This window comes from Henriciella mobilis, from assembly GCF_003576315.1.
Classification (GTDB): domain Bacteria; phylum Pseudomonadota; class Alphaproteobacteria; order Caulobacterales; family Hyphomonadaceae; genus Henriciella; species Henriciella mobilis.
Window position 1 is genome coordinate 206,517 of record NZ_QWFZ01000039.1, and the last position, 14,024, is coordinate 220,540.

General features: G+C 60.3%; 12 protein-coding genes. 8 read left to right on the forward strand and 4 right to left on the reverse strand.

The window, feature by feature from the left end:
- Window positions 1–9 precede the first annotated feature (9 nt).
- The 3 genes from D1227_RS18200 to tpiA form a co-directional block, all read right to left on the reverse strand.
- On the reverse strand, window positions 10–1,644 hold the full coding sequence (locus D1227_RS18200) for a CTP synthase (protein ID WP_119405699.1): 1,635 nt from the start codon (window positions 1,642–1,644) through the stop codon (window positions 10–12).
- A 61-nt stretch (window positions 1,645–1,705) separates the two neighbouring features.
- Window positions 1,706–2,182 (reverse strand): preprotein translocase subunit SecG, encoded by a 477-nt coding sequence (secG, locus tag D1227_RS18205; RefSeq protein ID WP_119405700.1) that lies wholly within the window; start codon window positions 2,180–2,182, stop codon window positions 1,706–1,708.
- A 67-nt stretch (window positions 2,183–2,249) separates the two neighbouring features.
- Window positions 2,250–3,005 carry a triose-phosphate isomerase gene (gene tpiA / locus D1227_RS18210; protein WP_119405701.1) on the reverse strand — a complete coding sequence of 252 codons (756 nt, stop codon included), beginning with the start codon at window positions 3,003–3,005 and terminating at the stop codon, window positions 2,250–2,252.
- A gap of 85 nt (window positions 3,006–3,090) precedes the next feature.
- On the opposite strand from tpiA, the gene D1227_RS18215 reads away from it, so the two are divergent.
- The 7 genes from D1227_RS18215 to lexA all read left to right on the forward strand — a co-directional run bounded on the left by D1227_RS18215 (window position 3,091) and on the right by lexA (window position 10,358).
- On the forward strand, window positions 3,091–4,995 hold the full coding sequence (locus D1227_RS18215) for a SurA N-terminal domain-containing protein (protein ID WP_119405702.1): 1,905 nt from the start codon (window positions 3,091–3,093) through the stop codon (window positions 4,993–4,995).
- Window positions 4,992–6,422, forward strand: coding sequence for an anthranilate synthase component I (trpE, locus tag D1227_RS18220; protein ID WP_119376642.1), 1,431 nt, complete (start codon window positions 4,992–4,994; stop codon window positions 6,420–6,422). The genes D1227_RS18215 and trpE overlap by 4 nt, the downstream gene beginning before the upstream one ends.
- Window positions 6,419–6,985, forward strand: coding sequence for an anthranilate synthase component II (locus D1227_RS18225; protein ID WP_119376641.1), 567 nt, complete (start codon window positions 6,419–6,421; stop codon window positions 6,983–6,985). Before trpE ends, D1227_RS18225 begins: the two co-directional genes overlap by 4 nt.
- A complete protein-coding gene (locus D1227_RS18230) occupies window positions 6,982–7,767 on the forward strand; it encodes an alpha/beta fold hydrolase (RefSeq protein WP_119405703.1) in 786 nt (261 codons plus the stop codon). Before D1227_RS18225 ends, D1227_RS18230 begins: the two co-directional genes overlap by 4 nt.
- 11 nt (window positions 7,768–7,778) lie before the next feature.
- Window positions 7,779–8,804: an anthranilate phosphoribosyltransferase gene (trpD, locus tag D1227_RS18235; RefSeq protein WP_119405704.1), complete on the forward strand. Its 1,026-nt coding sequence runs from the start codon at window positions 7,779–7,781 to the stop codon at window positions 8,802–8,804.
- A gap of 4 nt (window positions 8,805–8,808) precedes the next feature.
- Window positions 8,809–9,603: an indole-3-glycerol phosphate synthase TrpC gene (gene trpC, locus D1227_RS18240; RefSeq protein ID WP_119405705.1), complete on the forward strand. Its 795-nt coding sequence runs from the start codon at window positions 8,809–8,811 to the stop codon at window positions 9,601–9,603.
- 68 nt (window positions 9,604–9,671) lie between these two features.
- On the forward strand, window positions 9,672–10,358 hold the full coding sequence (gene lexA / locus D1227_RS18245) for a transcriptional repressor LexA (RefSeq protein ID WP_119405706.1): 687 nt from the start codon (window positions 9,672–9,674) through the stop codon (window positions 10,356–10,358).
- A gap of 16 nt (window positions 10,359–10,374) precedes the next feature.
- Here lexA and D1227_RS18250 read toward each other — a convergent pair whose 3' ends face one another.
- Window positions 10,375–12,423 (reverse strand): ComEC/Rec2 family competence protein, encoded by a 2,049-nt coding sequence (locus D1227_RS18250; protein WP_158586722.1) that lies wholly within the window; start codon window positions 12,421–12,423, stop codon window positions 10,375–10,377.
- A 90-nt stretch (window positions 12,424–12,513) separates the two neighbouring features.
- Here D1227_RS18250 and gltX point away from each other — a divergent pair, with 90 nt between their 5' ends.
- Complete coding sequence (gene gltX, locus D1227_RS18255; protein ID WP_119405707.1) at window positions 12,514–13,998, forward strand: glutamate--tRNA ligase; 1,485 nt, start codon at window positions 12,514–12,516, stop codon at window positions 13,996–13,998.
- The last annotated feature ends 26 nt before the right edge of the window (window positions 13,999–14,024 follow it).

The window sequence follows — 14,024 nt, forward strand, 5'->3', positions numbered from 1 at the left end:
TGCAACCCGTCAGACGAGGCGAGACTGCACTTTCGCGGCCTCTATGAAACTCGCAAAGAGCGGGTGCGGCTCGAAAGGCCGTGACTTCAGCTCAGGATGGAACTGGACACCGATGAACCAGGGGTGATCCTTGAGTTCGATGATTTCCGGAAGCAGCCCATCCGGAGACATTCCGGAAAAGACAACGCCCGCTGCTTCAATCTGCTGGATGTAGTTGCGGTTGACCTCATACCGGTGGCGGTGGCGTTCGGAGATTTCGGTCGAGCCATAAATCTCCGCAACCTTGCTACCTTTTCGCAGGATAGCCGGATATGCGCCAAGGCGCATGGTACCACCCTTGTCCGTGTTTTCGTCGCGCGTGATCTTCTGATTGCCCTTGGTCCATTCCTCGATCAGGCCGACCACCGGCACGTCCGTCGGGCCAAACTCGGTCGTCGACGCGCCTTTCATTCCGGCCAAGTGACGGGCAGCCTCGACGACCGACAGCTGCATGCCATAGCAGATACCAAAACACGGAATCCCACGTTCGCGTGCGAATCGGGCCGCACGCATCTTGCCGTGAGCGCCACGTTCGCCAAACCCGCCGGGCAACAAAACACCGTGCACACCCTCAAGGATATCCAGCGGGTGATGCTCGTCATCAAACTGCTCGGAGTCGATCATGCGGACCTTCACCCGCACCTTGTTAGCCAGCCCGCCATGCACGAGCGCCTCTGACACGGATTTGTAGGCATCCGGCACGTCTGTGTACTTGCCCACCAGCCCAATGCACACTTCGCCATCAGGATTGTGAATCGTCTGCGCGATTTCATTCCAGCGGCGGAGGTCGGGCTTCGGTGCATCGTCCAATCGGAAGTGCCAGAGAACCTCAGTATCGAGACCTTCTGCATGGTAAGCCGCCGGCACGTCATAGATATGACCGACGTCACGCGCCTCAATGACGCTCGATGGACGCACATTACAGAAACTGGCTATCTTGCCCTTTTCGGTCTCCGGAATCGGCCGGTCGCAACGACAGAGCAGGATTTGCGGCTGAATGCCGATCGAACGCAGCTCCTTCACGGAGTGCTGGGTCGGCTTCGTCTTCATTTCGCCTGCCGCCGGAATATACGGCAACAGGGTCAGATGGATAAAACAGGCGCGCTCCGGGCCGAGCTCCTGCCCTAGCTGGCGGATCGCCTCGAAGAATGGCAGCCCTTCTATGTCGCCTACAGTGCCGCCGATTTCGCACAACACGAAGTCGACGCCTTCCCCCGGGTCGGTGAGGATGAATTCCTTGATGGCATCGGTGACGTGCGGAATGACCTGGATCGTCGCACCCAGAAAGTCGCCGCGCCGCTCTTTCTCAATGATGGACTGATAGATCCGCCCGGTCGTGATGTTGTCGGACTGGCGCGCCGAAACGCCGGTAAAGCGTTCATAGTGGCCTAGATCGAGGTCGGTCTCGGCGCCATCGTCGGTCACGAAGACCTCGCCGTGCTGGCGCGGGGACATCGTACCGGGATCGACGTTCAGATAAGGGTCGAGCTTGCGCAGCCGAACCTTGTAACCGCGTGCCTGCAGCAGCGCGCCCATGGCCGCCGATGCTATGCCCTTGCCAAGCGAGGAAACCACGCCGCCCGTAATGAAAATATAGCGGATCATGGGATATCAGTTTGCCCGATTCTGTGACCACGCCCCAAGTCCGGAACGCAGAGAAATTGGCTTAAGGCTGCGGATCTTCCACAGTTTCTTCGTCGTTCTGGCCCTCAGGCACGATATCAGCTGCCAGAGGATCTCCTACCGGCGCCGTTTCGGGCTGGGAATCGGCTTCGGGCTCACTGTTTCCGCCGACGGCAGGATCATCAGCCAGCAGCGGCGCATCGATATCGTTCAGCACGTCCAGCGGATTGCCTGCAGCCCCGCCTGTATCGCCTTCAAGCTCGCGCTCGATCGCCGTGCGTCCATCGGACGCTTCGCGGCTGGACATGGTTGTCAGCACCAGGCTGGTCACGAAAAATATGCCGCCGAAGATAATTGTCGTGCGAACCAGCGCACCCGCAGCTCCGCGTCCGGACATCAAGCCTCCGCCGCCGCCTCCGCCGCCGCCAACGCCAAGCGCGCCCCCTTCGGAACGCTGCAACAGGACGACACCGACAAGAACGATGCTAACAAGAATATGGACGACGAGAATGACAGTCATGGAAGTCTCTTAATGGCCCGCACCGCGCCGGATAGGACGTTACGACGGCTGCGCCAAGACCCGTTACTCACAAATTGCTGATACCAGCGTCGTAGATGGCCAGGAAATCGGCTGCTTTCAAGCTAGCCCCTCCAATCAGACCACCATTGACGTTTTGAAGTGACAGGAGGCCGGCCGCATTGTCGGGCTTCATTGAGCCTCCATAAAGGATGCGCACGCTGGCGCCAGCGTCGGCGAAGCGCTGGTTCAGCTGGTCACGAATGGCATTATGAACTTCATCGACTTGCTCGGTCGTCGCGACCTTGCCCGTACCAATTGCCCAGACCGGCTCATAGGCAACAACGAATGAACCGTCAGAAACAGCGTCGGGAATCGATTCCGCAAGCTGGTCCGAAATAATTTCGAGGGTCCGGCCTGCTTCCCGCTCTTCAAGCGTTTCGCCGACGCAGATGATCGGTGTGATATCGGCTCGCTTGGCCGCCGCGGCCTTGTTTGCGACAATTTCGCTCGATTCGAAATGATCGGCGCGGCGCTCGGAGTGACCGACAATCACATAGCGTCCTCCTGCATCTGCGATCATCTCAGCCGACAAATCACCTGTATGAGCACCGGCTTCTTTTGCGTGACAGTCTTGTGCCCCGATCGCCAGCGCTGACGCTTGCGCGACCTTGGCCGCGCGCTCAAGCAGGGTCGCAGGCGGGCAGATCAGACAGTCGGCGCCATCCGCTCTTGCGGACAAGCCGGTGACAACCTCCTGCACCACCGGCAACATCGCCGAAGTGCCGTTCATTTTCCAATTACCCGCAATCAGTGGCCTGATCATGCCGCGTTCCCCATCTTGCAACTCCAAGCGCGCTCGCCTAGCAAGCAGTTCGGCCGGTTACAAGACAATCCGCAAGGCAAAGTAAATGCTTACACTGATCCGCAAAATGCTCCGCACGAGGCTCGCAGGCCTCCTGTTCCTGCTGATCATCATTGCCATGGGCGCCTGGGGCGTGACGGACGTGTTCTCCGGTGGCATCGGGAACAATCTGGCGTCGGCTGGCAATACCAAGTTCTCCGAAGCCGAACTCGACCAGGAAGTCGAACGTGAACTGCGCACGGCGACCGATGACCGCGGGCGCGCCCTGAGCAAGGCCCAGGCCGTTGAGCAAGGCATGGTCGATCAGATCTACCAGCGTGAACTGTTCCGCACGTCGCTGCTGGCCTACGCCGACAAGCTGGGCGCAACAGCTACCGACGAAACGATTCTCGACGTCATCCGTAACGACACGACTTTTCAGAACGATACCGGCATGTTCGATCCGGACCTCTACCGGTCGCTTTTGCGAGCCAACGGTTTTACTGTTCCGATGTTTGAACGGTTCCTTCGCCGGGAATTGACCATCAATCTGCTTACGCAATCAGCGCAGTCCGGCCTGCAGGCGCCTGCTTCTTTGAACGCGCTCCAGGCAGCTTTTACCGGCGAACTGCGCCAGGCATCCTGGTTCATCCTGTCACGTGACGCCCTCCCCGCGCCCGAACCTATCAGCGACGAGGATGTCGCGACCTTCTATCAGGAGCAGCAGCAGGCACTTACCAATCCGCCACGGCGGGCTGTCAGCCTGATCCATCTTACCGTCGATGATTTCCTCAATCAGGCTGAGTACACCGAAGACGATCTGCGCGCCTATTACGAAGCGGTGAAGGCGCAGGACTATACTGGTCCAGACACAAGGACCTGGACCGAGTTCGTGTTCGCAACAGAAGCTGAAGCGCGTGATGCGCTGGGTCGTATCGCGGGCGGAGCCGATCCAGAGTCCCTCACCGGTCTCGCCAACTCTGCCGAACGCACCGGCCGGCAGAACAGCATGTCGAGCGAGGCACTCGCCGAGCGCGTGTTCGGACCGACGGCCCAGCCTGGCGGTATTTATGGTCCCGTCGCGACCGGGAACTTTTTCACCGTTGCACGGCTTGAGGCCATCGAGCCCGGTGAGGCCGTGCCGTTCGAAATGGTCCGCGACGAGATCATCAGCGCGATTTCGGAAGAACAGGCGATCGGCCTCTACTACGACTCGATCAGCCAGCTTGATGGACTGATCGGGACCGGGGCTGATCTCGAACAGATCGCCGCGCAGATGGGCACACCGGTGTTGAGCTTTGCACCTGTAGACCGCAGCGGCGTAACAGAAACAGGGTTTGCGCCATCCGTCCTGCGCCAGAATCCCGACATCCTGTCGCGCACGTTCGAGCTGACCGAAGGTGGACGCACGCCGCGTTTCGGCCAAGACCAGTCCGCCTACATGTTGCGCGTTGACCGCATCGTTGAGGCCTACACGCCGCCGCTGGAAGACCTTCGGGACGACCTGGTGAAGGTACTTGAGCGCCAGAGGCAGGCTGAAGCGCTTGGCAACGCCGCGCAAGACATTCAGGCGCGAATAGAAACTGGCGAACTGACGCTTGAACAGGCTGCGGCCGAATATGGCGCCACCGTAAACTCGACGACGCAGGCGGTTACACGCCGAGCTTCCAGCGGCGCATCGATCCCCCAGTCATTCGTGCCCGGCGTCTTCTCGCTGCGCCAGGAAGGCGATGTTCAGGCCTTGCCGACCGAAAGACAGGACGAGGTCGCCATTCTCAGGCTCGACTCGATCGACCGGCCTTCAGCCGAGGAGTTGCAGGCTCTTGCACCAACGGCCGCCCCGCAAGTCCGTCAGCAACTCGCCAATGATCTGCTTGAGGCCTACGTTGCTGCTATTGAATCGGATGTAAATCTCGAGGTCAATCCGCAAGCGTTCCAAGCCTACAAGGCCCGCGTAAACCCCGACACATGACCCAGGACCGCCTCATCGTTCGCCGGCGGATCGGTGACATCGAGACTCCGGTTTCGGCAATGCTGAAGCTTGGCCCCGAAACGCCTGGCTCCTTCCTGTTCGAATCAATTCATGGCGGCGAGCGGCTTGGACGCTACTCTTTTGTGGGCGTCGAACCGCTCAAATGGTTTCGCGTGAAAGGCGGCAAGGCGGAACAGGCGCTCTCTGCCGATTTTGCGGACGCCGAACCAGTGGAAGGCGACCCAATTTCGGCCCTCAGGCAGTTTGTTTCCGAGGCACGCGCCACGACCGACGTCGAAGGCCTGCCTCCCATGGCATCCGGCGCTTTCGGCTATATTGGCTACGACATGATCCAGTATGTTGAGCCTGTTGAAATCAATGCGCCTGATGACCTGCAAGTGCCTGAGGCCCTGCTACTGATTCCTGGCGTCGTCATCATTTTTGATCATTTGTATCAGGAACTTGTCCTTGTCGGGCGCTCGGACGGCGACAACACAGCTGACGCAGAGGTTCGTCTCGACCGGGTCGAGCAGGAACTGGAAAAGCTTGCACCTGCAACTCCGCGCGACCGCCAGGCCGACCAGCTCGATTTCTTATCCAATACGAGCAAGGAACGCTATTTCGAGATGGTTGAAAGCGCCGTCGAATACGCCCGCGCCGGCGACACATTCCAGATCGTTCCTAGCCAGCGCTTTTCGGCTCCCTACAAACGCCAGTCGATCAGCTTCTACCGCGCGCTACGGCGACTGAACCCCTCGGCCTTCATGTTCCATATGAATCTCGGATCGGTCCGCCTTGTCGGTTCCAGCCCTGAAATCCTGGTCAGGTTGCGGGACGGCCGGGTTGCCATTCGCCCGATTGCGGGCACCAGGCCCCGTTCGGGGGACCCGGTCGAGGATGCCCGGCGAGCAGAAGACCTTCTCGCCGACGCGAAGGAATGCGCCGAACACCTCATGCTACTCGACTTAGGGCGCAATGATGTGGGCCGGGTTGCCGCATTTGGCAGCGTCGAGGTCAGCGAACAGTTTGTCGTCGAGCGCTATAGCCACGTCATGCACATTGTCAGTCACGTAGAGGGCAATCTGCGCGAAGGGCTCGACGCGGTTGATGCGCTTCTTGCGGGCCTGCCAGCAGGAACCGTGTCCGGCGCCCCCAAGATCCGAGCGATGCAGATCATAGACGAGCTGGAGACGTCTCGACGGGGTATTTACGGCGGCGCCGTTGGTTATTTTGGCTGGAACGGCGACATGGATACCTGCATTGCCTTGCGCACGGCCGTGCTGAAGGACGGTCAGGTCCACATACAGGCTGGCGGAGGCGTCGTACTCGATAGCGTGCCGCAATATGAATACGATGAAACTGTCCATAAGGCCGGCGCCCTAAGGCGTGCGGCGGAAATGGCCGGCCTTTATGAGTTCGACCAATGATCCTCGTCGTCGACAATTATGACAGCTTCACCTGGAACCTGGTACACTATATCGAACAGGCCGGAGGCCGAACGCACGTCATTCGCAACGACGCGGCCACCGTCGAGGAAGCGCTCGCGCTGAAACCAGATGGTGTCGTCCTTTCCCCGGGCCCGTGCACGCCTCGGGAAGCTGGTATCTGCGTCGATCTGATCAAGGCGGCGCCTGACGATCTTCCCATACTCGGCGTCTGCCTCGGGCACCAGTCGATCGGCGACGCAATGGGCGAGCCGGTGGTACATGCAAAAGCGATCCTTCACGGAAAGATTTCACGGATCCGGAATACGCAGGCCGGGCTCTTCGAGGGGCTGCCGGAACGGTTCGACGTCGTCCGTTATCATTCTCTCGCCATTCCGCCATCGCGGCTGCCTGACACTCTGATTGCGGACGCCTGGACCGAGGACGGAGAGATCATGGCCGTCCACCACAAGAGCCGACCCGTATTCGGCGTGCAATTTCATCCGGAATCCATCAAGACGGAATATGGACACGAACTGATCGAGAACTTTATTCGTCTGACATGACCGATGCCGAGATCACCGAAAAGGCCGAGGCCCTGCTGGCCGAGATGCGCCCCTTCGCGCCAAGTGCGGCCCCCGGTCAGAATTTCCTTCCGCCCGAAACCCGCCGCACCATCCCCGGTGAATTCGCCGATATACCGGTCTGGCGTGCCGGAGACGGGCCGGACACCACCCTGTTCATCCATGGCTGGGATGACAGCCACCGGGTCTGGCGGCAATTCGCGATGCACTTCCTGCAAACCGGGCGTCCGATCCTTCTGATGGACCTGCCGGGTCACGGCGCTGCCTCGAAAGCCGAACACTGCTCATGGCCTTATGCTGGCGCAGCCGTGCGCGAAGTGATTGAAGCGGAAGGCCCGGTCGCGACGATCATCGCTCATTCCTTCGGCTGCAAAGCCGCTGCGCGCGCCGTAGAGACCGGTGCAGAGGTCGATACCCTCATCCTTATCGCTCCGCCTTTAGATAACCGGGAGCGTGGCTGGGCGAGCCGGCAGCGCAAGCAAGGCGTCGACGATGCCATCATCGAAAAGGCGCAGGCGCTCTACGCGGCGCAAGCCGGTGTCGAGATGGAAGGCCAGGATTTTCGCGGCGCTCTGGCCCGGTTTCCCGGACGCATCCTGCTTGTCGGCTCCGAGGCTGACGAAGGCTGTCCGCTGCAGGACATCCGCGCCCTTGCAGAGTCACTCCCGAATGCAGATCTCGTCGAGGATTACGAACTCGGACACCGCGAGCTTGCCCTCGATCCCGGAATCCTTTCCAGCATCACTCACTTCCTTGGCCATTGACGCAGCCCCGCATGACCGACACCGCCCTCTCCACCTCCATCAAGGCCCTCGCCCGCAGCGAGGAACTTCCCCAGGAACAGCTTGTGTCAGCCTTTGACACGCTCCTCTCAGGCGAGGCCCAGCCTGAGCAGGTCGGTGCGTTCCTTATGGGTCTGGCCGTCCGCGGGGAAACGTCGAACGAACTTCTGGCTGGCGCAAAAGTCATGCGTGAGCATGCCAGGACAATCAGCATTGAAGGCCCACTCCTAGATACATGCGGCACGGGCGGGCTACCATGGACGTCGCTGAACACCTCAACTGCCAGCGCTATCGTCATCGCGGCTGCCGGAGGTCGCGTTGCCAAGCATGGCAACCGCTCGGTGCCCCCAAAGACAGGGTCCGCCGATGTCCTGGAAGCCCTCGGGGTCGAACTCGATATCACGCCACGGGTTTTCGCGCATTGCGTCGAACAGGCCGGCGTCGGCTTCCTTTTTGCCCGCAGCCACCATTCGGCGATGCGCCATGTCGCCCCGATCCGGGCGAGCCTCGGCATACGAACCATTTTCAACCTGCTCGGTCCGCTGTCCAATCCTGCCAATGCCAGTCATCAGATCCTTGGTGTCTACGAGGCCCGCTGGTTGAAGCCGATGGCAGAGACGCTGCTGAAACTTGGCATCAAGCGGGCCTGGGTCGTGCATGGCCTTGACGGCATAGATGAGCTGTCGATTTCCGGTCCTTCCCGCGTCATCGAAGTCAAGGATGGTACCCTGGCAGAGTTTGAGCTGACGCCCGCTGATGCCGGGCTCGATTCGAGCCCTCTGTCGGCGCTTGAGGGCGGCACGCCGGATCAGAACTCGGCAGCCATTCGCGAATTACTGGAAGGCCGGGCCGGCCCCTTCCGCGATGTTGTCCTTCTGAATGCTGGAGCCGGTCTGCACATTCTCGGCCTGACAGATACCCTTCCGGAGGGGGTCGAGCGCGCACGCCAGGCGATCGATTCCGGCAAGGCCATCAAGACCCTGTCGCTGCTGGCAGACCTTAGCCACGGACGGAGTTAGAGCAATGGCAACGGCTCTTGACCGCATAATCGAGTACAAGCGTGACGAGGTCGCTGCGTTGAAGGCGAACCGGTCCATGGAATCCCTGCTGGCCGATGCTGCCGCAGCTTCCCCGACCAGGGGCTTTGCGCGCCGCATGAGCGATATCGTATCTTCAGGCGAGAACGCTCTGATTTGCGAACTCAAGCGTAAATCGCCCTCGGCCGGCGAAATCATGCCGGGTGCAGATCCGGTCGCGATTGCGAAGGACTATGAGAATGGCGGGGCGGCCTGCTTGTCCATTCTGACAGATTTCCAGAGTTTCGGAGGGTCATTGGGTGACCTGGCCGCTGTCCGGGCTGCCGTCGATCTTCCTCTACTCCGCAAGGAATTCATGATCGACGATATACAGGTTGCAGAGGCCCGAGCATTTGGTGCGGACGCTATCCTCGTAATCCTCTCGGCTGTCGACGACGCCCTCGCGCGCGACCTTATCGGCGCGGCCACCGATCTCGGCATGGACGCCATTGTCGAGGTCCACGACGAAGACGAGCTGGAGCGCGCCAACGCCCTTCCATCTGCGTTGATCGGGATCAACAATCGAGATCTCAAGCGGATGGTAACCGAGCTGGAGACGACGGAACGACTGGCCGGCCGGCTCGCGCGAGGAAAATCCCTGATTTCAGAGAGCGGTATATCCGAACCGGGCCACATTGCTCGACTTCGCAAGACAGGCGCCCAGCGCTTCCTGATCGGCGAAAGCCTCATGAAATCATCCGATCGTCAACTTAAGTGTGAAAATTTACGCAAAGCATCTTGAGATTGACCCGAAACGAGAACGCATGTAGAACATGTGTGAACAGATTCGGTTGATTTGGAGGGCACATCGTGCTGACCAGTAAACAGAGAGAGCTTCTTCTCTTCATCCATGAGCGTATCAAACAGGATGGCGTCTCGCCCTCCTTCGATGAGATGAAAGAGGCGCTGAACCTGGCGTCCAAGTCCGGTATTCACCGATTGATCACTGCGCTGGAAGAACGGGGATTCATAAAGCGCCTCGCTAACCGTGCGCGTGCGCTGGAAGTGCTTAAGCTCCCCGATTCCGCAACACCTGCGGCTCCGCCGCGTGGCCGGCAGGTCTTCCGCCCGAGCGTTGTAGGCAATCAGGCGACACCCCCTCCGGCTTTTGCCAATCACACAATCCCGGTTCTTGGCCGAATTGCCGCCGGCGTGCCGATCGAAGCCATCCAGAATGAAACCCACCGGATCCGTCCGCCGGGCGACCTGCCCGAGGGCGACGATCACTTCGCGCTCGAGGTCAAGGGCGATTCCATGATCGAAGCGGGCATTCTCGATGGTGACCTTGTCATCCTGAAGCGGACCGACGACGCAAACACCGGCGATATCGTTGTTGCCCTGATCGATGAAGAAGAAGCGACCCTGAAGCGGCTGCGCAAGAAAGGGGCGTCCATCGCCCTCGAGGCGGCCAACCCGGCCTTCGAGACGCGGATCTTCGGCCCGGACCGTGTGCGCGTCCAAGGCCGGCTTGTAGCGCTCGTGCGTCGCTACGACTGATAGACTGGTGTTGTCTTCAAGGATTTTTGAGGCACGGCGTCCAGGGGCGCCTGCCGCATTTAGGGCGGTACATATCCAGGGTACCGGCTACGTCGCTCAGGATGGTCGCGGCGCCATCTTTGATAATCTCATCCCATAAGACGACCATGGCGCCATTGCCGCAGTCAGACGGCAGCGCCTTCTTGCTCAGGATGATTGCCGCACTTTCCTCGCATCGCTCATCGATCCACTCTGGCGCTCCTATGAGAATGCGACCAGCCGCGGTCCGGAAGTCACACCCGTCATTCAGACAGTCCCTGGATGCCGTAACATCAGCGTAATGAAGGGGCGCCAGGCCCTCTCCATCCGCTAATGGCACTCGATGCACGCCACGCTCTTTCGTGACCACATAGGCATCGCCAGACGATGACCAGTGCACGACCGCCTGCGGAGACAGCATCCACACAAGCGCACTTGCGGCCAGCGCCGCCGCACTCAAGCCGAAGCGTTGTTGAACGGTAATCCCAAGACAGGCGCCAATCAGGCCGAGAATCAACAGGATGAGCACGCTTGGAGGCATCGGACCACCCAGCTCCAGTCCTCCATCTCCGGCAAGAGACGCCCAGTGCGCAATCGCAAGCACGCGCTCAAGCGACCAGCCGAACACCGCAAGGCATAAATCAGACAGGCCCACAGGCCAGGTGACGAGCGCCAATCCCGCTGCAGGCGCACTGATGAAACTGAAAATTGGCATCGCCAAAAGGTTTGCCAGCAGACCGAGAGGGGCAACGCGATCGAAATGGTATAGGGCAAAGGGTGCTGTTGCAGCGGCTCCGACAGCGGACGTCACAACCAGCGACTTCAGGGCAAAAAGCATGCCTCTCCGGCGGGTTTCGCCAATGGCCGCCGCCCGGCGCGACCATGCCTCATAGGTGGCGATCAGCGCGCCTGTCGCGGCGAACGACATCTGGAATCCAGGGGTCATGACGCTTGCCGGCTGAAGTAGCAGGACAGCAATCATCGCAAGCGCGAACGTCCTGAGACTGAGTGGCGAACGGTCCAGCAGAATTGCCAGGAACACGATGGCGGCCATGATGAAGGCCCGCTGGGTAGATATGCTCGCGCCAGAAAGTACCAGGTAAAGCGCTGTGGCCATGAGCGCGGCCGCGGCTGCCGGTTTCTGTGCGGGAACGCGAAGCGCCAGCCACTCCCATGTCGAAAGGGTCCGTCTCACCGCGAAATAGACGAGAGCCCCCACTATGCCGAGATGAAGTCCGGAAATCGCCAGCAGGTGGGCAAGACCGGAATTTCGAAGGGCTTCCATGTCCGCCTGAGACATGAAGCTACGATCACCGGAGGTAAGGGCTGCTGCGAACCCGCCGGCACGTGGCCCCGCTTCCTCATTGACGCGCCGGGCAAGCGAGCGCCGGATTGCGCCGATTTCGGTTTCGAGACGCGAAGTCGCATTCACCTGCGCGCCAAGGGGGCCCCCGCGGCACCGGCCCATGACGTAGCCCACAGCATCCAGCCCTTCAAAAAATGCCTGACGATTGAATGGGTAGTCTCCGGGAAATTCTGGTTGAGGTGGCGGACGCAACACCGCCCAGCACCTGACAAACCGCCCAGGCTCGACTTCCAACCGATTGGAATGCGTCAGGCGGACATGCTGCGGCGCCTGTTGCGGCGACAGTCCAGCCATGGCGTGCACGGTCAATCTCAACCTGTTGCCATTCTTGCCGGGCTCGACATCAGTCAACCAACCCTCAAGCATGACAGGCCCCAGCGTCTGGGTGAGAACCGGGGGCGCTCTCAAACGGGTGTGAGCCTTCGCAATACTGAAACCGGTCACAGCGCCCAGGGTGACGACAAGCAGGATCCTAACCCCTGCCGGAGTATCCCACCTGCTCATGACGAACAGAATCAAGGACGCTGTCAGGGTAGCAACAAGAATCGAACTTAACGTCGAAGGCTCGGCCGGAAGAGTGAAATAGACACTCGCCCCGGCGCACATGCCTAATGCGAAGTACAAGGGCCGGCGCATTTGCCCTACATTTCGAACATTGTCTGCGTCCACGTCCTGCGCCACATCAGTCGCGCTCTTGCCTGACGGCGCATGAGCGTGTTGATGGCGTCCAGAAGTGAATAGGCCCCGACGTTTCGAGGACTGGTCAGACCGATGACTGTGATTACGCGATTTGCCCCCTCCCCAACTGGCATGCTGCATATTGGCGGCGCCCGTACGGCCCTTTTCAACTACCTGTTTGCCCGGCACAACCAGGGAAAATTCCTGCTTCGTATTGAAGACACTGACAAGGCCCGCTCAACGCAGGCCGCGGTCGACGCGATTCTCGACGGCATGGCCTGGCTCGGTCTCGAGCATGATGGCGACATCTACTATCAGAGCGAGCGGGCTCCACGCCACGCGGAAGTCGCCGAAGCGCTGGTGGAAAAAGGCGCCGCTTTCCGCTGCTATGTCACACCGGAAGACCTGCAGGCCCGCAGGGATGAAGGCGAGCAGGTTCGCGCCGCCGCCAAGGCCGAAGACCTGTCCGACGAAGAACGCGCAGCGCTGAAAAAGAAGGCCGAAGCGCTCCTTGCGCCTTTTCGCTCGCCCTATCGCGATGGTGGATATCCACCGGCAGCGAACGCACCCTACACCATTCGGCTGCGCGCGCCCGACACTGGCGATATAGCCGTGTCCGACAAGGTCCAGGGAGATGTTCGCGTGCGGGCCAGCGAGATTGACGATCTCATCCTGCTTCGGGCGGATGGCAGCCCGACTTACATGCTCGCAGTTGTTGTCGATGATCACGACATGGGCGTAACGCACGTTGTGCGTGGTGACGATCACCTGCGCAACACCTTCCGCCAAATCCCGATTTACGAGGCGATGGGGTGGACCGTTCCCGAATTCGCCCATGTGCCGATGATTCATGGCGACGATGGCGCCAAGCTTTCCAAACGCCATGGCGCGCTGAGCACCACCGCGTATCGCGATATGGGATACTTGCCAGAAGCGGTCGCCGCCTACCTGCTGCGCCTGGGATGGAGCCATGGCGATCAGGAAATCTTCACGCGCGAGGAAGCAATCAGCGTGTTTTCGCTAGAGGCCATTAACAAGGCCCCTGCCCGGCTCGATCTCAACAAGCTGAATGATGTGAACGCCTTCTTCATTCGCCACGCCGATACGGACAGACTTTTCGACCTGCTGCACCCCTGGCTCGACCAGGCAGCCGGACATTCGCTTGGCGCAGACGTACTCGATCGCATCCACGCGGCCTTGCCGCACATGAAAGATCGCGGATCGACACTGCCGGAGCTCGCCGAGAGCTTCAGGTTTTTCTGGACCGCCAATGCGGACGACCTGAACAAGAAAGCCAGAAAGGCGCTCTCCGGAGACAATCTTCTGCGCCTGGGCAATATACGCGAAGCCATTGCCAATATTCCGAATTGGGGCGATACGGCATTGCAGCAAGCATTGGAGTCCTTCTGCTCAGCGCACGAGTTGTCATTCGGACAGGTCGGACCACCTATACGCGCAGCACTTACGGGCGGACTCCCGGCCCCGGACCTGGCTCCTGTCATGGCCTGGCTCGGTCGGGAAGAGACTCTTGCGCGCATTGATTTTCATCTCGCCCGGGCAGAAGCCGGGAGCGAATAGCGGATACGACACGTTTATGAGGGCTG